Here is a 19,608-nt window from a genome sequence, read left to right on the forward strand (position 1 = left end):
GCCCTTTTTCAGTCCGGTCCGCGCGCCCGGTTCAGTCCGGCCCCCGCGCCCGAGCGCGAGGGCATCCGCCAAGGCCGGGCGTCAGGCGCTGTGGCCGATGGCCATGGCGGGGCGCGGGGCGGGCAGGCCAGCGGAGGCGGCGGAAATCTGCGCGCTCGCGCGCTCCTCCTGCGCCTGCTTGAGGCGCGCCTTGGCCTCGTCGGCCTCGCGGCGCAGCTTCTCGACCTCGTATTTGCGCTTCCAGGACTTGCGGCGGTAATGGGCCTGCGTGAACCAGGTGCCGATGCCGCCGAGCACGGTGCCGAGGATGACGGCGCCCATGAGGAGGATGAACATCGGCGCCTGCAGCGCGAGCTGCGGCATGGTGCCGATCGGGTCGAGCGAGATCGCCACGCTCTGGCGGTTGGCGACGCAGAACACCACCAGGACGATGGCGAGCGGCACCAGGATGACGATGGAGAGAAGTCTGGAGATCATGGATCCTCTGGCCTTCGATCCCGCGAGGCGGGCCCCGACGGGGGAGAAGCGGCGCGCGGTCTGAGGCGGAACTATGGGGTCGCGCGGGCCGGCGTCAATCCATCGCGAGGCCGCGCCGCGCGATAAGCGCGTCCGGGGCACCGGCGGAGCCGGTCTGCCATCGCGCCCCGGTCGCGGCCGGCCCGGTCGGCGGCGGGCCGGCGGCCCCGCCGGGCGCTGCGGCGCGCGCGGCGCTTCGGCCCCGCAGCGCTCGTCGTCGCCCGGTCGCCGGTTCAGTCGCCGTCGTTCAGGCGCTCGCGCAGTTCCTTGCCGGCCTTGAAGAAGGGCACCCACTTCTCCTCCACCTCCACCGCCTCGCCGGTGCGCGGGTTGCGGCCCGAGCGCGGGGGACGGTTCTTGACGGAAAAGGCGCCGAAGCCGCGCAGCTCCACGCGATTGGACTCGCTGAGCGCGTCGATGATCTCGTCGAAGATGGCGTTGACGATCGTCTCCACGTCCCGCTGGTAGAGATGCGGATTGCGGCTGGCGATCGCCTGGACGAGTTCGGACTTGATCACGGCATTACCCCCTTGGGTCCGGGCCGCTTGGGGCCCGGCGATGATGTCGTCGGCCGGACCGCCGCCCACCGACGATCCGTCGACACGGCCGGTGGTCCCGGCGCGAAGCGCGGCCTTCCCGGCCCGGCGCCCCGCGCACCGGGCCGTCCGCCCGGCGCCGTCCGCCCGGAACCCCTCCCGGAAAAGGACGGCCGAAGCGGCCCGACCTGACGGTGCGCCAACGCGGCCCCGCCCGCCGGTGGCGGGCGAAACCTCATTGCGATCCGTCGCTTGCTAACGAGGCTGCCAGAGCGACACCAGCCCGTCAAGGTGACCGGCTTCCCGTGCGAGAGCCGTGGAGAGGTCCGGGGCCTTGGGATCGAGACCGACGAGACCGTAGAGGGCGCTGCGCGCCGAGCCCAGGAGCGGGAAGCCGGGACCCGAATCCTTCGGCTCGCGGTCGACGATCTCCAGCCCTTTGGCGACGCCGCGCTCCTCCTCGAGCCAGCGCCGCACCTCCCCCTCGCCGCCGAGCGCGTCGACGAGCTTGGCGTCGAGGCCCTGCTGGCCGGAGAAGATCGAACCGTCGGCGAGGATGCGCGTCGCCTCCAGGCCGAGGCCGCGACGCTCGGCGACGAGGGCGACGAACCAGTCGTAGGTGTCCATGACGAGCCGCGAGATCATCGCCTTGGCGGCCTCCGGCGCCGGGGCGAAGGGCGAGGGCTCGGCCTTCAGCGGCGCGGACTTGATGGCGTTCACCGCGACGCCGACCTTGTCGAGGAGAACGGAGGCGTCGACATATTGGAAGATCACGCCGATCGAGCCGACGATGGAGGTGCGCCGGGCCACAATATGGTCGGTGCCGGCGGCGATCATGTAGCCGGCGGAGGCGGCGAGCGTGCCGACCTCGGCGACGACGGGCTTGGTTGCGGCAATCGCGCGCACCGCCTCGTAGATCGTCTCGCCGCCCACCGTGGTGCCGCCGGGCGAGTCGATGCGCAGGACCAGCGCCTTGACGCTCGCGTCGTCCTTCAGCTCCTCCAGGAGCTCCAGAAGATCGTCGTCCTCGGTGATGAGCCCCTCGATCTCGACGCGGGCGATCTGGTCTCCGAGGGCGGGCGAGGCCCTCTGCGCGAGGCCCGTGGCGAAGGGCAGCGCCACGACGGCGGCACCGGCGGCCAGGATCGCGGCGACGCGCCAGAAGCCGAGCTTGCGCCGCAGGCGGCGCCGGTCGATCAGCTCGTCGGCAGACTGGACCATGGTGTTCGGCTCCGTGACGCAAGTTTGGCGTCAGGAGCGATACCCATATCGTTCGGGGGCCACAAGCGGCGGGGCCTGTTCCGAAGGCAAGCTTGCGTTTGGGAAGAATCGGAAGAAAGATGGCGCCCGACGCAAAATCCCCATATTGCACTGCGAGCAGGCATGAGCCGCCGCATGGGCGGCAGGTCCAGGCACCGGAGGTCCGTCCCTTTTGAACCCGTCGTTCGATCCCAACCACGCGTTTCCGGGCGACGAGGTCGACGACGCGCGTCCGACGGACCGCGAGATGCGCCAGCGCCGCGAGTTCCAGCGGGCCCGCCGCCACTCGCGCCTCGTCGGCGCGATGAAGATCGGCCTGCCGCTGGTGGCGGTCGTCATCGTCGTGGGCGGCATCGCCGCCACCTGGCTCGCGCGCGCCCTGCCGGGCGACGTGTCGCTCTCGGGCGCGACGATCCGCGACGGGCAGGTGGTGATGCAGGATCCGCGCATGTCGGGCATCGACAGCCGCAACCGCCCCTACGAGCTCGTCGCGCGCCAGGCCACGCAGGCGCTCAACGGCAGCGGCATCACGCTCGACGGCGTCAGCGCCCGCGTCAACATCGACGACGACACCAAGGCCGACATCGTGGCGGCCTCCGGCTTCTACGATCCCAAGACCGAATCGCTCAACCTGACCCGGGACATCACCGTCGACACCACGAGCGGCGTCTCCATCGCCCTCCAGGGCGCGCGGATCGACATCCGGAACGGGGCGATGGCCGGCACCGGCCCCGTCCTCATCGAGACGGCCCGCCAGACGATCAGCTCCGGCTCGGTCGACATCGAGGCGGGCGGCAAGGTGATTTCCTTCGGCGGCGGCGTTAAGATGATTCTCCATCCCGAAGACACCGACCGGCCGCAGAAGCAGGCTTTGAAGAGCGAGTAACCCATGGGCCTGAACCTGTTCCGCGCGCGCCCCCTGTCCGGCCGCCTCGCCCTTGCCCTGTGCGGCCTCGCCGCGCTGGGCGCCGCGCCTGCCTCGGCCCAGGGCTCGCCCGGCCTCGGCCAGAGCTTCACCGGCCTGCAGGTGAAGGGCGACCAGCCGATCTCCATCGAGTCCAACCAGCTCGACGTCGACGACGGCAAGGCCATGGCGACCTTCACCGGCGACGTGACCGTGCAGCAGGGCCCGACCGAGCTGAAGACGGGCAAGCTCGTCGTCACCTACAAGCGCGGCGCCAACCGCGCCGAGGGTCAGGCCGCGCCGGAGGCCGGCACGCCCGGCGCCCTGCCCGGCGGCTCCGACCAGATCGACCGGCTCGAGGCGACCGAGAAGGTCTACGTGCGCTCGGCCGACCAGATCGCCACCGCCCAGCAGGCGACCTTCGACATGAAGACCCAGCTCGTCACCATGACCGGCGACGTCGTCCTGACGCAGGGCAAGAACGTCGCGCAGGGCTGCCGCCTGACGATCAAGATGGATTCGGGCGTCGCCCGCCTCGAGAACCGCAACTGCCCGGGCGGCACCAAGCCGGCGGCCGGCGGGCGCGTGCGCCTGATGCTGACGCCGGGCGCGGACCAGGCGAACTGAGCCCCATGGCGATCGACGCCCGCCCGATGCCGACCGCCCTCGGCGGCACGCCTCGCCCGCGCGCCGGCGAGCCCGCGGACCGGCAGGCCCTGTCCGGCTCGGCCGACTTCACCCATGGCGGCCTGACGCTGGAGGAGATGTCCGGCACGATGATCGCCGCCGGCCTCACCAAGACCTATCGCGGCCGCCGCGTGGTGGACGATGTCGGCCTCGCGGTCCGGCGCGGCGAGGCCGTCGGCCTTCTCGGGCCGAACGGCGCGGGCAAGACGACCTGCTTCTACATGATCACCGGCCTCGTGCCGGTGGATGCAGGCCGCATCACGCTCGACGGGCACGACATCACCGCCGTGCCGATGTATCGCCGGGCGCGCCTCGGCATCGGCTACCTGCCGCAGGAGGCCTCGATCTTCCGGGGCCTGTCGGTGGAGGACAATATCCGCGCCGTGCTCGAGATCGTCGAGCCGGACCGCGACACGCGCGAGCGCGAGCTGACCGAGCTGCTCGAGGAGTTCCACATCGCGCATCTGCGCAAGCAGGCCTCGACCTCGCTCTCGGGCGGCGAGCGGCGGCGCTGCGAGATCGCGCGCGCACTCGCCTCCAAGCCGACCTTCATGCTGCTCGACGAGCCCTTTGCGGGCGTCGACCCGATCGCGGTCTCCGACATCCAGAGTCTCGTTCGCCACTTGACGAAGCGGGGCATCGGGGTGCTCATTACCGATCACAACGTGCGCGAGACGCTCGGCCTCATCGACCGGGCCTATATCATGCACGCCGGCGCCGTGCTGACGCACGGCACGCCGCAGGAGATCGTCGACAATGTCGACGTGCGCCGCTTCTATCTCGGCGACCAGTTCACCTTTTAAGCAGACCGGCGAAAAAAGCGCCGTTTCGCCGGCCCCGGACCCCGGGGCGCGATTGACATGCAAGAAGCAGACCAGTTTGATTGGAGCCGCCCGGATCGTCCCCGCGGCGCCCGTTCGGCACGGTCCGCGACCGTCCCGGCGGCGCGGCGCGAGGCCCGGAGCCCAGTCGAAGGGTCGCGTCACGATGGCTCTGTCCGCCAAGCTCCAACTGCGCCAGTCCCAGTCGCTGGTGATGACGCCGCAGCTCCTGCAGTCGATCCGGCTCCTGCAATACAGCCAGCTCGAACTGCAGGCCTTCATCGACGCCGAGATCGAGCGCAACCCGCTCATCGCCGTCGACGCGGCGGGCGAGAGCGGGCCGGACACCGACTGGACCGGCGAGGCGGCCGAGGCGGCGCCTGGCCCGGCGGAGGCCGGCGAGACGCCCCTGACGGGCGCCTGCGACGATGCCGCCGCCTTCGACGACGCTTTCGAGGCCGTGCCCGATCCCGCCCGCGACGCCGGCCTTGCGGCCCGGGGCGAGGCGACCGGGCCCCTGCCGTCCCTGCCCTCCGGCGGACCTGCCTTCGACGGCGGCATCGAGGATTTCGGCGCCGGCGCGCCCTCCCTCCAGGAACACGCGCTCGGAGAGGCGCGCGATGCCATCACCGACCCGCGCGACCTGTTCATCGCCGCCGCCATCGTCGACGAGCTCGACGAGGCGGGCTATGCGCGGATCGACATCGCCGAGCTCGCCGCCGCGCTCGGCGCGGAGGAGGCGCGGGTCGCCCTGGTGCTCGCGCGGCTGCAGGGCGAGGCCGAGCCCGCCGGGCTCTTCGCCCGCGACCTCTCGGAATGCCTGGCGCTGCAGCTGCGCCGCCTCGGCCGCTACGATCCGGTCATCGCCACCGTCCTCGACAATCTCGACCTCCTCGCCCGGCGCGACTTCGCCACGCTGCGCCGGCTGACCGGCGAGGACGAGGCGGGCCTCCTGGAGATCCTCGCCGAGATCCGCGGCCTCGACCCGCGGCCGGGCCAGGCCTTCGCCAGCGAGGGGGCCGAGCCCGTCACGCCCGACGTCATCGTGACCGAGGGACCGGACGGCGCCTGGCAGGTGGAGCTGAATCCCGAGGCCCTCCCCCGCGTCATTGTCGACAATCACTATGCCGAGACGATCGCGGCGGGCGCCGTCGCCGATCACGAGCGGGCCTTCATCGGCGAGTGCCAGCAATCGGCCAACTGGCTGGTGCGCTCGCTCGACCAGCGGGCGCGCACCATCCTGAAGGTCGCCGGCGAGATCGTGCGGCGCCAGGACGGGTTCCTGACGCGCGGCATCGGCGCGCTGCGCCCGATGACGCTGATGTCGGTGGCCGAGGCCGTCGGCATGCACGAGTCGACGATCAGCCGCGTCACCGCCAACAAGTTCATGGCCACACCCCGCGGCACGTTCGAGATGCGCTTCTTCTTCACCGTCGCCATCGCCTCGGTCAGCGGGGGAGACGCGCATTCGGCCGAGAGCGTGAAGCATCGCATCCGCGGCCTCGTCGACGCCGAGGGCCCCGGCAAGGTCCTGTCGGACGACGACATCGCGGCGGCGCTGAAGCGCGAGGGCGTCGATCTCGCCCGCCGCACGGTCGCCAAATACCGCGAGGCGCTCGGCATCGCCTCCTCCATCCAGCGCCGGCGCGAGATGAACGCCCGGCGTCTCGCCTCGTGAACGGGCGCCCCGCCCGGTCGTTGCGCCGTCCCCTTGGCGGCGAAACGTGTCCAGGCGCAGCTTCCGCCGGACCGCGCGCCCGTCCTGCGGGCGACCTGCCGCAGGCGGGGACGCCAGGGGCGAAATCGGCGATTTCCGGCACGAGCAGGGAAATCGCCCATGGCCTTGCGCGTTGACAGCTATGCGGTTCGTTCCTAGAAGGCGCCACCCTTCCAATGCCGTCGCTGGCATTCGGCGCCCTGCCGGGAACGGACCGTCCCAGCGGCGGATCGACGCCGCAACCGAGATCAATGTCGTGCGCCCTTGCGAGGCGTCACGGCGGCGACGGTTTTCTCTAAGGAGCTTCCCGCGATGAGTCTTCGAGTTTCGGGCAAACACATGGATGTCGGCGAGTCCTTCCGCGCGCGGATCGAGGAGCGCATCGGCGACTCGATCGGCAAGTATTTCGACGGAAACTTCTCCGGCACGGTCGTCGTCACGCGCGAAGGCTCGCGCTACGCGACGGACTGCGTGCTCCACCTGGACAGCGGCGTGGTCTTCCAGGCCACGGGTCAGGCCCACGAGCCCGAGTCGAGCTTCGCGGACGCGGCCGAGCGCATCGAAAAGCGCCTGCGCCGCTACAAGGGCCGCCTGAAGGACCATCACGGCAATTCCAACGGCATGGCCCGCGAGGACATCGCCTATGCCGTCATGGCGCCGATCCCCGACGAGGAGGAGGAGGTCCCCGAGGACTACGCGCCCGCCATCATCGCCGAGACCTCGATGAAGGTCGGCACGCTCTCCGTCGCCGGCGCCGTCATGCAGCTCGACCGCCAGGACAGTCCGGTCGTCGTCTTCCGAAATGCCGGCACGGGCGATGTGAACATCGTCTACAAGCGGGCGGACGGGAATTACGGCTGGGTCGACCCTTCCTCCATGAAGGCCCTTGCCTGATCTCGCGGCAAGGTTGAGATGGGCAGTCCGATGGGCGTAACAGGCAGAGGCGGCGAACGGATGGAGCTGGACAGCTTGCTGGCGCCGGCCGCCATCCTTCCCGAGGTCAAGGCCGCTTCCAAGAAGCAGCTGTTGCACGAACTCGCCCACAAGGCCGGCGAGATCACCGGCCTGCCCGAAAAGGCGATCCTGGAGACCGTGCTGCAGCGCGAGCGGCTCGGCTCGACGGGCGTGGGGAACGGCATCGCCATTCCCCATGGCAAGCTCGACGGGCTCGACCGCATCGTCGGGCTCTTCGCCCGCCTCGTGCGGCCGGTGGAGTTCGACTCCCTCGACGACCAGCCCGTCGACCTCGTCTTCATGCTCCTGGCACCCGAGAGTTCGGGCGCCGAGCACCTGAAGGCCCTGTCCAAGGTGGCCCGGCTCCTGCGCGAGAGCGAGACGGTGGAGCGCATCCGCCACACGCACGATGCCGGCGCGATCTACGCGCTGATGACGAACCACACATCGCGCAACGCGGCCTGATCGCCAGGGCCGAGGCCCGCACGAACGGAAAAGCCCGCCGGCGAGATCCGCCGACGGGCTTTCCTGCATTCTAGGGCTCCGTCTCGGGCGACCGACGGCCGGGATCGGCGCGGTCGTCCCGGCGGCGGGCTGCGGCCGACGCTCAATGGAGGCTGAGCGTCTCCAGCTCGTTCTGCGAGGCGCTTTCGAGGATGGAGCCGCGATCGTCCGAGACGGCGAGCGGCGTGCCGTCGGCGGAGAACAGCGCCCAGAGATTCTGGCCCGGGCGGATGGACTGCGCGGCGGGGAACTTGGCGCGGATGTCGTCGGACGACATGCGGCGCAGATAGGCGAGATGACCTTCGCCGATGGCGGCGAGATCGGTCGGCGTCACGGTGAGGGTGCGATGGCCCATGATGATCGTCTCCTTTCGAGGCAAACGAAGCGGTCCCGTCAGTCGGCGACCGCGATCTTGATCTTGCGGACGACGCGTTCCGGCTCTGGCTTGGCGAGGTCGATCGAGAGGAGCCCGTTGCGCAGCTCCGCCCCCGTGATGCGCATGCCCTCCGCAAGGAGGAAGCATTTCTGGAACTGCCGCGCGGCGATGCCGCGATGCAGGTATTCGCGAGAGGCGTCGTCGGCCTGCTTGCCCCGCACGAGAAGCTGGTTCTCCTCCACCGTCACCTCCAGCTCGGATTCGCCGAATCCGGCGACCGCGAGGGTGATGCGGATGAGGTCGTAGGAACGGTCCTCGCCCTCCGCAGGGCGGACCCGCTCGATATTGTAGGGCGGATATCCGTCTCCGCCCTTGGCAATGCGTTCCAGCGTCTTCTCGACGCCGTCGAAGCCGAGAAGAAGGGGGCTGGAGAACGGCGTCATCCGGCTCATGAAACGTCAGGTCCTTAACAAGCGACTCCTTCGGAAGAGCCCGCTGGCGGCACCCTCCCGACCACGAATATGGGGCCGGAAAGGACGGGCTTCAATGTTCCTGACGGTCCGGACCTCTCCTCGTCCTGCAACTTCCGCGCCGATGATGGGCCGCGAAGCTTAACGCATCGCAAAACGCCCCGCCTGCGCGCCCCGCGCGAGCCAGGGCCGAGGGCTTCAGGAGGCGATGGTGGTGGCGCCCGGCCTGAAGGTCAGCGCGACGCCGTTGATGCAATGGCGCTTGCCGGTCGGCTGCGGGCCGTCGTCGAAGACATGGCCGAGATGGCCACCGCACCGCGCGCAATGCACCTCGGTGCGCGGGTAGATCAGCTTGTAGTCGGTGGTCGAGCCGATGGCCCGCTCGGAGACCGGGGCGTAGAAGCTCGGCCAGCCGGTCCCGGAATCGAACTTCGTCGCCGAGGAATAGACCGGATTGTCGCAGCCGGCGCAGGCGTAGAGGCCGGCCTGCTTGTTCTCGTTCAAGGCGCTGGAGAAGGGCCGCTCGGTCGCCTCCTCGCGCAGGACGGCATACTGGTCGGGCGACAGCTTGGCCTTCCAGGCCTCCGGCGCAAGCTTCACCGGAAAGTCGCCTTCTGCCGCCTCGCCGCGGCGCTGCAGGAAGGATGCGGCGCCGAGGGCGCCGACGGCGGCCAGCGCCGTCTTCAGGAAACCGCGTCTCATCATGGGGTCACTCCCGCCTCGTTGAGCGACGGGCCGGATCGTCTCGCGCCAGGGCGGGGGCATGGGCGCCCGACACCGGCGAGGCCCGTCCGATCCCGGCCGACGCGTCGCGCCCGCTCGTCTGGTACGCCTTACATGGGGCTCCCGCGCCGTCTTTCGACGGCGCGGGAGGATTTCATGGCGTCGCACCCGGCACGAACGGGCCGGGCGAGAGGCCTTAGGGCATCAGGACGGCGTCGATGACGTGGACGACGCCGTTCGACTGCATCACGTCGGCCTGCGTCACCGTCGCCTTGCCGCCCTTGGCGTCGGTGACGACGAGCTTGTCGCCCTCCATCGACAGCGTCAGCTCCTCGCCGGCCACCGTCTTCACCTTGTGCATGCCGCCGTCGTCCTTGACCATCTTCATGGCCGCTTCCGACGTCGCCTTGGCGGGGACCACGTGATAGGTCAGGATCTTGGTGAGCGTCGCCTTGTTCTCGGGCTTCAGCAGCGTGTCGACCGTGCCGGCGGGCAGCTTCTCGAAAGCTTCGTTGGTCGGCGCGAAGACGGTGAAGGGGCCTGTGCCGCCGAGCGTCTCGGCAAGACCGGCGGCCTTGACGGCCGCGACCAGCGTCGTGAGGTTGGAAGCCTTCGAGGCGTTGTCGGGAATGGGCTTGGCCGGGTCCATCGGCGCGCCGCCGACCATCGGCATCTCGCTCTGCGCGAAGGCCGCGCCGGAAAGGCCGAGGCTGCCGCCGGCCAGAAGGGTCGCGGCGAGCGCGGTGCGGATAAGGGTCTTCATGATACGTCTCCCGTTGTATCGTTGAACCTCGTCGAGGTCGTGAGGAGATACGCAGCCGGGCAAGAATGTATGCGTCACGCGCCATCACGGATGCGTCAGGCGGGCTTTATCGCGCGCGGTCCGGCGCCGCCGAATCCGTCCGGGCGGAGCGAACGCAGCCCGTGACGGGGCGATCAGTCGTCGACCCGCCCCCGCATGCGCTTGACGTCGGAGCGGCCCTTCTTGGCCTGAAGACGCCGCTCCATGGCGCCGCGCGAGGGGCGCGTCTTCTTGCGCGGCGGGGCGGGCGGCACGAGGGCGGCGCGCACGAGGTCGGCGAGGCGCTCGCGCGCGTCCTCGCGGTTGCGCAGCTGCGTGCGGAAGCGCGAGGCCTCGATGAGCACGTCGCCGTCCTTGGTCGCCCTCTGCCCGGCGAGCGCCAGGAGCCGCTCCAGGACGTCGGGACGCAGGACCGCGCATTGGGCGGCGCGAAAGCGCAGCTGCACGGCGGTCGAGACCTTGTTGACGTTCTGCCCGCCGGGGCCGCCGGCCCGCACGAAGGCCTCCTCGAGATCCGCCTCGGGGATCGTCACGCGCGACGAGACGCGCAGGCCCTCGGAGAATATCATGATCGCCGCGCCTTTCCGCCCCGCCCGTCGTCCGAGCCCTCGCGGCATCGAGCCTCCGGGCTCCCCGAGAGGGCCGGACGGCACCCCGCGCGGGCCGCCTGCCTTACAGCACCGGGAGGCAAAAGGCGAAAGGCCCGCGCGGGTTTCCCCGGGCGGGCCTTTCGGCGTGTCGCAGCTCCTCCCGAGACCCGCGAGACGCTATTCGGCGGCGAGCGCGAGGCCGGGGGCGGCGCCCATCACGTCGGCATCCACATGCGCCTCGAACTTCTCGAAGTTGCGCGAGAACATCTCGGTGAGGCGGCGGGCCTGCGCGTCGTAGGCGGCCGTGTCGGCCCAGGTCGAGCGGGGGTCGAGGATCGAGGCGGGAACGCCGTCCACGGCCACCGGCACCTTGAAGCCGAAATTCGGATCGGTGCGGAACTCGGCGTCCTTCAGCGAGCCGTCGAGGGCGGCGGCGAGAAGCGCGCGCGTCACCTTGATCGGCATGCGCTGGCCGGTGCCGTAGGCGCCGCCCGTCCAGCCGGTGTTGACCAGCCAGCAGTCGACCCCGTGCTCGGCGATCAGCGCCTTGAGGAGATTGCCGTATTCGGACGGATGGCGGGGCATGAAGGGGGCGCCGAAACAGGTCGAGAAGGTCGCCTCGGGCTCGGTCACGCCCTTCTCCGTGCCCGCCACCTTCGCCGTGTAGCCGGAGAGGAAATGGTACATGGCCTCGGCCGGCGTCAGCCGGGCGATGGGGGGCAGCACGCCGAAGGCGTCGGCCGTCAGCATGATGATGTTCTTCGGATGCCCGGCGCGCCCGGTCTCGCTGGCATTGGGGATGAAATGCAGCGGATAGGCGGCGCGGGTGTTCTCGGTCAGCGACTTGTCGTCGAAGTCCGGGACGCGGTCCTCGTCGAGGATGACGTTCTCGAGCACCGTGCCGAAGCGCCGGGTCGTGGCGAAGATCTCCGGCTCGGCTTCGGCCGAGAGCTTGATCGTCTTGGCGTAGCAGCCGCCCTCGAAGTTGAAGACGCCGTCCGGCCCCCAGCCATGCTCGTCGTCGCCGATGAGCGTGCGCTTGGGGTCGGCCGAAAGCGTCGTCTTGCCGGTGCCCGACAGGCCGAAGAACACCGCGACGTCGCCGTCCGGCCCGACATTGGCCGAGCAGTGCATGGGCATGACGCCCTTCTGCGGCAGGACGTAGTTGAGGACGGTGAAGACCGACTTCTTCATCTCGCCGCCATAGGAGGTGCCGGCGATGAGGATGACGTTGTTGGTGAAGTCGCAGCCGATCACGGTCTCGGACCTGCAGCCGTGGCGCTCGGGATCGGCCGTGAAGGAGGGCAGGTCGATGATCGTCAGCTCCGGCACGAAATCGGCGAGTTCGGCGCTCGTCGGCCGGATGAGCAGGTTGCGGATGAACAGCGCGTGCCAGGCATATTCCGTGACGACGCGCACCTTGATCGCGTTGGCCGGATCGGCGCCGCCGACAAGGTCCTGCACGAAGAGGTCGCGGCCCTTGGCGAAGGCCTTGATGTCGGAATAGAGCGTGTCGAACGCCTCGGGCTCGATGGCGCGGTTGTTGTCCCACCAGATGGCCGGATCGGTCGTGGCGTCGCGCACCACGCACTTGTCCTTGGCGGAACGGCCCGTGTGCTTGCCGGTCGTCACGACGAGCGCGCCATGCGCCGTCAGCCGGCCCTCGCCGCGCCGCAGCGCGGTCTCCACGAGCTCCGTCGCGCCCATGTTCCAGCGGATGGACGCGAGATCGGACAGGCCCGTGGTCTCGATGCCCTGCTTGATGTTCCTCACGCCGATTTCATCCACCGCGCCGTCTCCCGTCCTGGCTTCAGGGCCGGACGGCTGGGCCGCCCGGTCGAAGTCGCGACAGATCATGGCCGGTTCGGTCCAGCGTCGCGACGAGCCACAAATACTGCGACTGACGGGCTCAAACAAGCGACGCGAAAGGCGATATGCCAGTCATATCAATGATCTAATCGGTTTAGACGGCTTGGTGGCGCCGGTTCAATCGTTTCGTGTGCCGGTCTAAATCGGTTCGGTCGTGTGAAGTTTTTTTGACGTCGCGTCGCCAGGCGCTCCCGAACGCCTCCGCAAAGCGTGAGAATGCCGCCCGATCCGGCAGCCGATGCCGCCTGCGAAGGCACTTTTCGCCCGGTGCCGCATTACGGCTTCGACCGGGCGCGACCGCCGCGAAAGGGCGCGCCACAACCTGCGAGAGGATCGATCATGACGCATTCCGACACCGACGCCTTCTGGACGCTCGTCAGGGAGTTCGACACCGCGATGGTGGTGACGCGGGACGGAGGCGCCCTGCGGGCCCGCCCGATGGCGCCGCGCATCCCGAAGGCCGGCGGCGAGATCCGCTTCCTCACCGAGCGCCCCTCGCACAAGGTCGAGGAGATCGAGGCGGATTCGTCCGTCGCCGCGACCTTCTCCAAACACGGCAGATATCTTTCCGTCTCGGGCACGGCGCGCATCCTCACGGACCGGGCGAGCGTCGCGGAGATCTGGGACGCGGAGGCGGAGGCCTGGCTCCCGCAGGGCAAGGACGACCCGAGCGTCGTCGTCCTGTCGATCGATCCACACATGGCCGAGATCTGGGACGTGAAGGCCAACAAGGTCACGCAGGCCTACGAGTTCGCCAAGGCCTATCTCGGCGGGCAGGACCGGCCGGATGTCGGCGAGAACCGCAAGATCGACCTCTAGGCGCCGGCGGGCCGGCGGGCGGTGCGCGCTTCCCCGGCCCGTTGGCACGCCCTTGCGGGCGCGGGCTTGCGGCCCTCCCGCACGGGCATTCGAGCATGGCGGCAAGCCCCCGCGCGCGCCGGTCGCCTTTCCCGGCGGCAGGGTGTATAGGGATTGATCGGTCAAGGGCAAATCGGCACCCATGACCGGCAAAACGGCAGGCTCCGTCATATTTTGCGCGGATTGTTGCCGATCGACATGAGGGCGAACGCGCGCCCGACGTGAAGGCGCGACGCGCGGCCCGCACGGGGTGCGCATCGTCCGGCCGGAAGGCCTGCCCGCAACGCGCCGACCCGGCGCCGCGCGGGACAGAAGGAGAAAGAACGCAAGATGCCCACCATCGCCCTCGTCGACGACGACCGGAACATCCTCACGTCGGTCTCGATCGCGCTCGAGAACGAGGGCTACAGGGTCGAGACCTACACGGACGGCGCCTCGGCGCTGGAAGGCCTTCAGTCCCGCCCGCCCAATCTCGCCATCTTCGACATCAAGATGCCGCGCATGGACGGCATGGAGCTCCTGCGCCGGCTGCGCCAGAAATCCGACCTGCCGGTGATCTTCCTCACCTCCAAGGACGAGGAAATCGACGAGCTGTTCGGCCTCAAGATGGGCGCCGACGACTATATCCGGAAGCCCTTCTCGCAGCGCCTCCTCGTCGAGCGCGTGCGGGCCATCCTGCGCCGCGGCCAGCCGCGCGAGGGTCTGCCCAAGAACGGCGTGCCGGTGCCCGACACCTCGCTGGAGCGCGGGCAGCTGGTGATGGACCAGGAGCGGCACACCTGCACCTGGGGCGGCCAGCCGGTGACGCTGACGGTGACCGAGTTCCTCATCCTCCACGCGCTCGCCCAGCGGCCGGGCGTGGTGAAGAGCCGCGACGCGCTGATGGACGCGGCCTATGACGAGCAGGTCTATGTCGACGACCGCACGATCGACAGCCACATCAAGCGGCTACGCAAGAAGTTCAAGGCGATCGACGACGACTTCGACATGATCGAGACGCTCTACGGCGTCGGCTACCGCTTCCGCGAAGTCTGACGGGTCCGCGATGGTCTCCGTCTCGCAGGACGGCGGGATCGGCGACGATCCGCCGGAGCCGCGCGCGCGCCGGCGCGAACGGCTCTCGCCGCGCCGCATCCGCCGCCTGCCGGTCATCCGCCGCGTGGTGCTGCGCGCCCGGCGCCTCCTCGGGCATTCCATCTTCTCCTCGCTGACGCGGCGCATCGTCTTCCTCAACCTGATCGCGCTGATCGTCCTCGTCTCGGGCATTCTCTATCTCAACCAGTTCCGCGCCGGCCTCATCGACGCGCGGGTGGAGAGCCTCCTGACGCAAGGCGAGATCATCGCCAGCGCCATCGCCTCCTCGGCGACGGTGGAGACCAATTCGATCACGCTCGATCCCGAGCGCCTCCTCGAGCTGCAGGCGGGCGACACGCTGGCGCCGGGCGCCGAATCGGCCGACAGCCTGGACTTCCCGATCAATCCCGAGCGCGTCGCCCCGCTCCTGCGCCGCCTCATCTCGCCGACGCGCACCCGCGCGCGCCTCTACGACCGCGACGCCAATCTCATCCTCGACTCGCGCCATCTCTATTCGCGCGGCCAGATCCTGCGCTACGACCTGCCGCCGGTCGCCGAGGAGGAGCAGAGCCTCCTGGAGCGCGCCGACGAATTCGTCCGCCGCCTCTTCCAGCGCGGCGACCTGCCGATCTACCGCGAGACGCCCGGCGGCTCGGGCACGACCTATCCGGAGGTGATGACGGCGCTGACCGGGGGTCCCGCGACCGTCGTGCGCGCCACCGAGACGGGCGAGCTCATCGTCTCCGTCGCCGTGCCGATCCAGCGCTTCCGCGCCGTCCTCGGCGTCCTCATGCTGTCGACGCAGGGCGGCGACATCGACAAGATCGTGCAGGCCGAGCGCATGGCGATCGTGCGCGTCTTCGCCGTCGCCTCGCTCGTCACCATCGTCCTGTCGATCCTTCTCGCCTCCACGATCGCGACGCCGCTGCGCCGCCTCTCGGCGGCCGCGATCCGCGTGCGGCGCGGGGTGGACGAGCGCGCCGCCATTCCCGATTTCGGCGACCGCGCCGACGAGGTCGGCAATCTGGCCACCGCCCTTCGCGACATGACCAACGCCCTCTATGCCCGCATGGACGCGATCGAGAGCTTCGCGGCCGATGTCAGCCACGAGCTGAAGAACCCGCTCACCTCGCTGCGCTCGGCCGTGGAGACGCTGCCGCTGGCGCGCAACGAGGTCTCGCGCGAGAAGCTGCTCGGCATCATCCAGCACGACGTGAAGCGGCTCGACCGGCTCATCACCGACATTTCCGACGCCTCGCGCCTCGACGCCGAGCTCGCCCGCCAGATCGCCCGCACGGTGGACCTCTCCGCGCTCCTCCAGTCGGTGGTGGACGGGGCGCGGGCGCATACGAAGTCGGGGCGCAGCGCCGCCATCGAGCTCGATCTCGGTCTTGCCCGCCCGCCCGCCCATGTCGAGGGCCACGACCTGCGCCTGTCGCAGGTCTTCACCAATCTCATCGACAATGCCCGCTCCTTCCTGCCGCAGACGGACGGGCGCATCCGCGTCATCCTGCGCCGGCGCGGCTCGCGCCTGCAGGTCGTGGTGGAGGACAACGGGCCGGGCATCCAGGCCGAGGCGATCGAGCGCATCTTCGAGCGCTTCTACACAGACCGCCCGGGCGCGGAGGCCTTCGGCCAGAATTCTGGCCTCGGCCTCTCCATCTCGCGCCAGATCGTCGAGGCGCACGGGGGCACGCTGCGGGCCGAGAACATCGAGGACCAGGCCGCGCCGGGCGGGGTCGCCGGCGCGCGCTTCATCGTCTCGCTGCCGGCGGCATGAGCCCGCAGGCCACGCGTTTCCCCTTCGGGCCGGATGGGCTGAACGTCCATGGCAGCGCCATCCTCCTCGGGCCCGGCGCCGTCCTGGTGCGGGGCCCGGCGCGCGCGGGCAAGTCCTCGCTCTGCCTCCTGGCGCTGCAGCGCGGGCGGGAGGCGGGGCTGGAGGCGGGCCTCGTCTCGGACGACCGCGTGCTGATCGCCCCCGGAGACGGTGAGGCGCTGCGCCTTGGCGCGCCCGAGGCGATCGAGGGGCTGATCGAGGTCTCGGGCGCCGGGCTTCTGCGCCTGCCGGTCGTGCGCGACGCGCCGCTCCGCCTCCTTGTCGACCTGTTGCCCGCCGGGGAGATCGAGCGCCTGCCGCAGGAGCCCTTCGAGACGCTGCTCGGCCGCCGCGTGCGCCGCATCGCGCTGGCGCGCCGCGAGGCGGCCTTCGGCGCGGGGCTTCTCGTCGCCCTGGCGGCCAACGGCTACGCGCTCTCGCCGTGAGGCGCCGACCCCGGCCTCGCGCGGCGGCAGATTCGAACCGTTCCAGTGTGGCGCGCGCGGGACGGTGCCCGCTCCATTCTTCGCGCCTGCATCATTTGGCTTGCGAAAGGAGGGCTAAATGACAAGATACGCCCCCACGCCCCTCAGGCTGAGCCCGGTCCGGGAGGGGAAATCGACAAACGCCGCAGCGTCGGCCGGGGCATCGGAAGCGTTCACCGCATGATCGGACTGGTGCTCGTCACCCACGGCCGCCTCGCCGAAGAGTTCAAGAACGCCGCCGAGCATGTCGTGGGCCCGCAGGACGCGTTCGAGACGATCTCGATCGGCCCCGAGGACGACATGGAACAGCGGCGCAACGACATCGTCGACGCCGTGGCGCGCGCCGACCGCGGGGCCGGCGTCATCATCCTCACCGACATGTTCGGGGGAACGCCCTCCAACCTCGCCATCTCCGTCATGGACGGGGAGCGGGTGGACGTTCTGGCGGGCGTCAACCTGCCCATGCTCATCAAGCTCGCCAGCGTGCGCCAGGACAAGCCGATCGCCCAGGCGCTCGTCGACGCGCAGGAGGCCGGCCGCAAATACATCAACGTCGCCAGCCGGGTGCTCAGCGGAAAATGACCGAGTCCCCGCAGGCCAAGGCCGCAGCCCCTGCCCCGCGCACGCTGCTCATCGTCAACAAGCGCGGCCTGCATGCCCGGGCCTCGGCGAAGTTCGTGCAGACGGCCGAGAGCTTCGACGCGGACGTTCGCATCAGCCGCGACGGCATGACCGTCGGCGGCCTGTCGATCATGGGCCTGATGATGCTGGCGGCGAGCCAGGGCACGACGATCGACGTGTCCGCGACCGGCCGCGAGGCGCAGGCCGCGCTCGACGCGATCGAGGCCCTGGTGGCCAATCGCTTCGGCGAGGAGATGTAGCGGCCTTCAGATCCGCTTCAGGATATTCGGATCAAGATATAAGGACATCTTTATGTCCTCTTGCTCCGACCGGCGCCGGCTGGTAGACGACGGGCGAGCGATCGCGGGGTCCCGCCCGCCGATCTCACCCGTTTCGCGCCAAGGATGGACCGCCATGTCTGCCGACTACATCGTCAAGGACCTCTCCCTCGCCGACTGGGGCCGCAAGGAACTCGACATCGCCGAGACCGAGATGCCGGGCCTGATGGCCTGCCGCGAGGAGTTCGGGGCGCAGAAGCCGCTGACCGGCGCGCGCATCACCGGCTCGCTGCACATGACGATCCAGACCGCCGTGCTCATCGAGACGCTGCAGGCGCTGGGCGCCAAGGTCCGCTGGGCCTCCTGCAACATCTTCTCCACCCAGGACCACGCCGCCGCCGCCATCGCCGCCACCGGCACGCCGGTCTTCGCGGTGAAGGGCGAGAGCCTCACCGAGTACTGGGACTATACCGACCGCATCTTCCAGTGGCCGGACGGCCAGCCCTCCAACATGATCCTCGACGACGGCGGCGACGCCACGATGTACATCCTCACCGGCGCGCGCGCCGAGGCCGGCGAGGACGTCCTGTCCAATCCCGGCAACGAGGAGGAGGAGATCTTCGTCGCCCAGATCAGGAAGCGCATGGCCGAGACGCCCGGCTTCTTCACCAGGCAGCGCGACGCCATCAAGGGCGTGACCGAGGAGACGACGACGGGCGTCAACCGCCTCTACCAGCTGCAGAAGAAGGGGCTCCTGCCCTTCCCCGCGATCAACGTCAACGACAGCGTCACCAAGTCGAAATTCGACAACAAGTACGGCTGCAAGGAGTCGCTCGTCGACGGCATCCGCCGCGCGACCGACGTGATGATGGCCGGCAAGGTGGCCGTGGTCTGCGGCTACGGCGATGTCGGCAAGGGCTCGGCCGCCTCGCTGCAGGGCGCCGGCGCCCGGGTGAAGGTGACGGAGGTCGACCCGATCTGCGCGCTGCAGGCGGCGATGGACGGGTTCGAGGTCGTGACGCTCGAGGACGCCGCCCCGACGGCCGACATCGTCATCACCACCACCGGCAACAAGGACGTCGTCACGCTCGACGACATGCGCGCCATGAAGGACATGGTGATCGTCGGCAATATCGGCCATTTCGACAACGAGATCCAGGTCGGCGCCCTCAAGAACCTCACCTGGACGAACATCAAGCCGCAAGTGGACATGATCACCTTCCCGGACGGCAAGCGCATGCTGCTCCTGTCGGAAGGCCGTCTCCTCAATCTCGGCAACGCGACCGGCCATCCGTCCTTCGTCATGTCGGCCTCGTTCACCAACCAGACGCTCGCTCAGATCGAACTCTTCACCAAGGGTGAACAGTACAAGAACGAAGTCTATGTCCTGCCCAAGCATCTCGACGAGAAGGTTGCTCGCCTGCATCTCGGCAAGCTTGGCGCAAGGCTTTCCGAACTCACCAAGGAGCAGGCCGACTATATCGGCGTGACCCCGCAAGGCCCCTATAAGGCTGAACATTACCGTTACTGACGGGCTCCGGCCCGGCAGGACTTCGGGCAGCGGCCCGGCGCAGAAAAGCGCCGGGCCGCTGCTTTTTTTTAACCGTTGCTCATCTGCGCATTGCGAGCGGGGGCGGGTCGGGTAAATTCTCCCGCGTGGGGCTCTCCGAAGGTGGATCGGGGCGCCCCGCCGATCCTGCGCGGCGCGATCCGCGTCGCGGGGACCCGATGCGGACGACGAGGG

22 protein-coding genes are annotated in these 19,608 nt (G+C 69.6%); 13 read left to right on the forward strand and 9 right to left on the reverse strand.

The features are described 5' to 3' along the window. Positions 1 to 81 precede the first annotated feature (81 nt). The 3 genes from ASG48_RS12375 to sppA all read right to left on the reverse strand — a co-directional run bounded on the left by ASG48_RS12375 (position 82) and on the right by sppA (position 2,273). On the reverse strand, positions 82 to 477 hold the full coding sequence (locus ASG48_RS12375; RefSeq protein ID WP_055850105.1) for a LapA family protein: 396 nt from the start codon (positions 475 to 477) through the stop codon (positions 82 to 84). Positions 478 to 749: 272 nt separating this feature from the next. Continuing rightward, the gene (locus ASG48_RS12380) at positions 750 to 1,076 is read right to left on the reverse strand and encodes an integration host factor subunit beta (protein ID WP_162243931.1); all 327 of its coding nucleotides are present in this window, start codon (positions 1,074 to 1,076) and stop codon (positions 750 to 752) included. Positions 1,077 to 1,307: 231 nt separating this feature from the next. Beyond that, the gene (gene sppA / locus ASG48_RS12385; protein ID WP_055850109.1) at positions 1,308 to 2,273 is read right to left on the reverse strand and encodes a signal peptide peptidase SppA; all 966 of its coding nucleotides are present in this window, start codon (positions 2,271 to 2,273) and stop codon (positions 1,308 to 1,310) included. 211 nt (positions 2,274 to 2,484) lie between these two features. Between sppA and ASG48_RS12390 the strand changes: the two genes are divergently transcribed. The 6 genes from ASG48_RS12390 (at position 2,485) to ptsN (ending at position 7,860) form a co-directional block, all read left to right on the forward strand. Beyond that, positions 2,485 to 3,198 (forward strand): hypothetical protein, encoded by a 714-nt coding sequence (locus tag ASG48_RS12390; RefSeq protein ID WP_082529442.1) that lies wholly within the window; start codon positions 2,485 to 2,487, stop codon positions 3,196 to 3,198. Between the two features lie 3 nt (positions 3,199 to 3,201). Continuing rightward, a complete protein-coding gene (locus tag ASG48_RS12395) occupies positions 3,202 to 3,843 on the forward strand; it encodes an LptA/OstA family protein (RefSeq protein ID WP_055850110.1) in 642 nt (213 codons plus the stop codon). 137 nt (positions 3,844 to 3,980) lie between these two features. Further along, on the forward strand, positions 3,981 to 4,706 hold the full coding sequence (lptB, locus tag ASG48_RS12400; RefSeq protein ID WP_156381602.1) for an LPS export ABC transporter ATP-binding protein: 726 nt from the start codon (positions 3,981 to 3,983) through the stop codon (positions 4,704 to 4,706). Between the two features lie 184 nt (positions 4,707 to 4,890). Further along, the gene (rpoN, locus tag ASG48_RS12405) at positions 4,891 to 6,402 is read left to right on the forward strand and encodes an RNA polymerase factor sigma-54 (protein WP_055850112.1); all 1,512 of its coding nucleotides are present in this window, start codon (positions 4,891 to 4,893) and stop codon (positions 6,400 to 6,402) included. 351 nt (positions 6,403 to 6,753) lie between these two features. Then, entirely contained in the window at positions 6,754 to 7,335 is a 582-nt protein-coding gene (gene raiA, locus ASG48_RS12410) for a ribosome-associated translation inhibitor RaiA (RefSeq protein WP_055850114.1), read from the forward strand. A gap of 60 nt (positions 7,336 to 7,395) precedes the next feature. Continuing rightward, a complete protein-coding gene (gene ptsN, locus ASG48_RS12415) occupies positions 7,396 to 7,860 on the forward strand; it encodes a PTS IIA-like nitrogen regulatory protein PtsN (protein ID WP_055850115.1) in 465 nt (154 codons plus the stop codon). 142 nt (positions 7,861 to 8,002) lie between these two features. Here ptsN and ASG48_RS12420 read toward each other — a convergent pair whose 3' ends face one another. The 6 genes from ASG48_RS12420 to ASG48_RS12445 form a co-directional block, all read right to left on the reverse strand. After that, positions 8,003 to 8,254 (reverse strand): DUF1150 domain-containing protein, encoded by a 252-nt coding sequence (locus ASG48_RS12420; protein WP_055850117.1) that lies wholly within the window; start codon positions 8,252 to 8,254, stop codon positions 8,003 to 8,005. Between the two features lie 38 nt (positions 8,255 to 8,292). After that, complete coding sequence (locus ASG48_RS12425) at positions 8,293 to 8,727, reverse strand: Hsp20 family protein (protein WP_055850118.1); 435 nt, start codon at positions 8,725 to 8,727, stop codon at positions 8,293 to 8,295. A gap of 216 nt (positions 8,728 to 8,943) precedes the next feature. Further along, positions 8,944 to 9,450: a peptide-methionine (R)-S-oxide reductase MsrB gene (gene msrB / locus ASG48_RS12430; protein WP_055850120.1), complete on the reverse strand. Its 507-nt coding sequence runs from the start codon at positions 9,448 to 9,450 to the stop codon at positions 8,944 to 8,946. Between the two features lie 214 nt (positions 9,451 to 9,664). Further along, positions 9,665 to 10,231, reverse strand: a complete 567-nt coding sequence (locus tag ASG48_RS12435) for a fasciclin domain-containing protein (protein WP_055850122.1) — start codon at positions 10,229 to 10,231, stop codon at positions 9,665 to 9,667. A 173-nt stretch (positions 10,232 to 10,404) separates the two neighbouring features. Beyond that, a complete protein-coding gene (gene arfB / locus ASG48_RS12440; RefSeq protein WP_055850124.1) occupies positions 10,405 to 10,839 on the reverse strand; it encodes an alternative ribosome rescue aminoacyl-tRNA hydrolase ArfB in 435 nt (144 codons plus the stop codon). Positions 10,840 to 11,037: 198 nt separating this feature from the next. Continuing rightward, complete coding sequence (locus ASG48_RS12445; protein WP_055850129.1) at positions 11,038 to 12,648, reverse strand: phosphoenolpyruvate carboxykinase; 1,611 nt, start codon at positions 12,646 to 12,648, stop codon at positions 11,038 to 11,040. 420 nt (positions 12,649 to 13,068) lie between these two features. On the opposite strand from ASG48_RS12445, the gene ASG48_RS12450 reads away from it, so the two are divergent. The 7 genes from ASG48_RS12450 (at position 13,069) to ahcY (ending at position 19,395) form a co-directional block, all read left to right on the forward strand. After that, complete coding sequence (locus ASG48_RS12450; protein WP_055850130.1) at positions 13,069 to 13,548, forward strand: pyridoxamine 5'-phosphate oxidase family protein; 480 nt, start codon at positions 13,069 to 13,071, stop codon at positions 13,546 to 13,548. Positions 13,549 to 13,917: 369 nt separating this feature from the next. Continuing rightward, positions 13,918 to 14,622, forward strand: a complete 705-nt coding sequence (locus ASG48_RS12455) for a response regulator transcription factor (RefSeq protein ID WP_055850132.1) — start codon at positions 13,918 to 13,920, stop codon at positions 14,620 to 14,622. Between the two features lie 10 nt (positions 14,623 to 14,632). Next, a complete protein-coding gene (locus ASG48_RS12460) occupies positions 14,633 to 16,441 on the forward strand; it encodes a sensor histidine kinase (RefSeq protein ID WP_156381586.1) in 1,809 nt (602 codons plus the stop codon). Then, entirely contained in the window at positions 16,438 to 16,926 is a 489-nt protein-coding gene (locus tag ASG48_RS12465) for a hypothetical protein (protein WP_055850134.1), read from the forward strand. Before ASG48_RS12460 ends, ASG48_RS12465 begins: the two co-directional genes overlap by 4 nt. 219 nt (positions 16,927 to 17,145) lie before the next feature. Next, positions 17,146 to 17,547 carry a PTS sugar transporter subunit IIA gene (locus ASG48_RS12470; RefSeq protein ID WP_055850136.1) on the forward strand — a complete coding sequence of 134 codons (402 nt, stop codon included), beginning with the start codon at positions 17,146 to 17,148 and terminating at the stop codon, positions 17,545 to 17,547. Continuing rightward, entirely contained in the window at positions 17,544 to 17,846 is a 303-nt protein-coding gene (locus ASG48_RS12475) for an HPr family phosphocarrier protein (RefSeq protein WP_055850138.1), read from the forward strand. Before ASG48_RS12470 ends, ASG48_RS12475 begins: the two co-directional genes overlap by 4 nt. Before the next feature lie 154 nt (positions 17,847 to 18,000). After that, entirely contained in the window at positions 18,001 to 19,395 is a 1,395-nt protein-coding gene (gene ahcY / locus ASG48_RS12480; protein WP_055850140.1) for an adenosylhomocysteinase, read from the forward strand. The last annotated feature ends 213 nt before the right edge of the window (positions 19,396 to 19,608 follow it).

This window comes from Aurantimonas sp. Leaf443 (assembly GCF_001425575.1).
Classification (GTDB): domain Bacteria; phylum Pseudomonadota; class Alphaproteobacteria; order Rhizobiales; family Rhizobiaceae; genus Leaf443.

Bases quoted from the DNA above. Each gene is read 5' to 3' on its own strand.
- ptsN (WP_055850115.1), top strand. From the start codon at position 7,396: ATGGAGCTGGACAGCTTGCTGGCGCCGGCCGCCATCCTTCCCGAGGTC.
- ASG48_RS12450 (WP_055850130.1), top strand. From the start codon at position 13,069: ATGACGCATTCCGACACCGACGCCTTCTGGACGCTCGTCAGGGAGTTC.
- ASG48_RS12465 (WP_055850134.1), top strand. From the start codon at position 16,438: ATGAGCCCGCAGGCCACGCGTTTCCCCTTCGGGCCGGATGGGCTGAAC.
- ASG48_RS12460 (WP_156381586.1), top strand. From the start codon at position 14,633: ATGGTCTCCGTCTCGCAGGACGGCGGGATCGGCGACGATCCGCCGGAG.
- arfB (WP_055850124.1), bottom strand. From the start codon at position 10,839: ATGATATTCTCCGAGGGCCTGCGCGTCTCGTCGCGCGTGACGATCCCC.
- ASG48_RS12455 (WP_055850132.1), top strand. From the start codon at position 13,918: ATGCCCACCATCGCCCTCGTCGACGACGACCGGAACATCCTCACGTCG.
- ASG48_RS12470 (WP_055850136.1), top strand. From the start codon at position 17,146: ATGATCGGACTGGTGCTCGTCACCCACGGCCGCCTCGCCGAAGAGTTC.
- sppA (WP_055850109.1), bottom strand. From the start codon at position 2,273: ATGGTCCAGTCTGCCGACGAGCTGATCGACCGGCGCCGCCTGCGGCGC.
- msrB (WP_055850120.1), bottom strand. From the start codon at position 9,450: ATGATGAGACGCGGTTTCCTGAAGACGGCGCTGGCCGCCGTCGGCGCC.
- raiA (WP_055850114.1), top strand. From the start codon at position 6,754: ATGAGTCTTCGAGTTTCGGGCAAACACATGGATGTCGGCGAGTCCTTC.
- ahcY (WP_055850140.1), top strand. From the start codon at position 18,001: ATGTCTGCCGACTACATCGTCAAGGACCTCTCCCTCGCCGACTGGGGC.
- ASG48_RS12435 (WP_055850122.1), bottom strand. From the start codon at position 10,231: ATGAAGACCCTTATCCGCACCGCGCTCGCCGCGACCCTTCTGGCCGGC.
- rpoN (WP_055850112.1), top strand. From the start codon at position 4,891: ATGGCTCTGTCCGCCAAGCTCCAACTGCGCCAGTCCCAGTCGCTGGTG.
- ASG48_RS12420 (WP_055850117.1), bottom strand. From the start codon at position 8,254: ATGGGCCATCGCACCCTCACCGTGACGCCGACCGATCTCGCCGCCATC.
- ASG48_RS12395 (WP_055850110.1), top strand. From the start codon at position 3,202: ATGGGCCTGAACCTGTTCCGCGCGCGCCCCCTGTCCGGCCGCCTCGCC.
- ASG48_RS12475 (WP_055850138.1), top strand. From the start codon at position 17,544: ATGACCGAGTCCCCGCAGGCCAAGGCCGCAGCCCCTGCCCCGCGCACG.
- ASG48_RS12425 (WP_055850118.1), bottom strand. From the start codon at position 8,727: ATGAGCCGGATGACGCCGTTCTCCAGCCCCCTTCTTCTCGGCTTCGAC.
- lptB (WP_156381602.1), top strand. From the start codon at position 3,981: ATGTCCGGCACGATGATCGCCGCCGGCCTCACCAAGACCTATCGCGGC.
- ASG48_RS12375 (WP_055850105.1), bottom strand. From the start codon at position 477: ATGATCTCCAGACTTCTCTCCATCGTCATCCTGGTGCCGCTCGCCATC.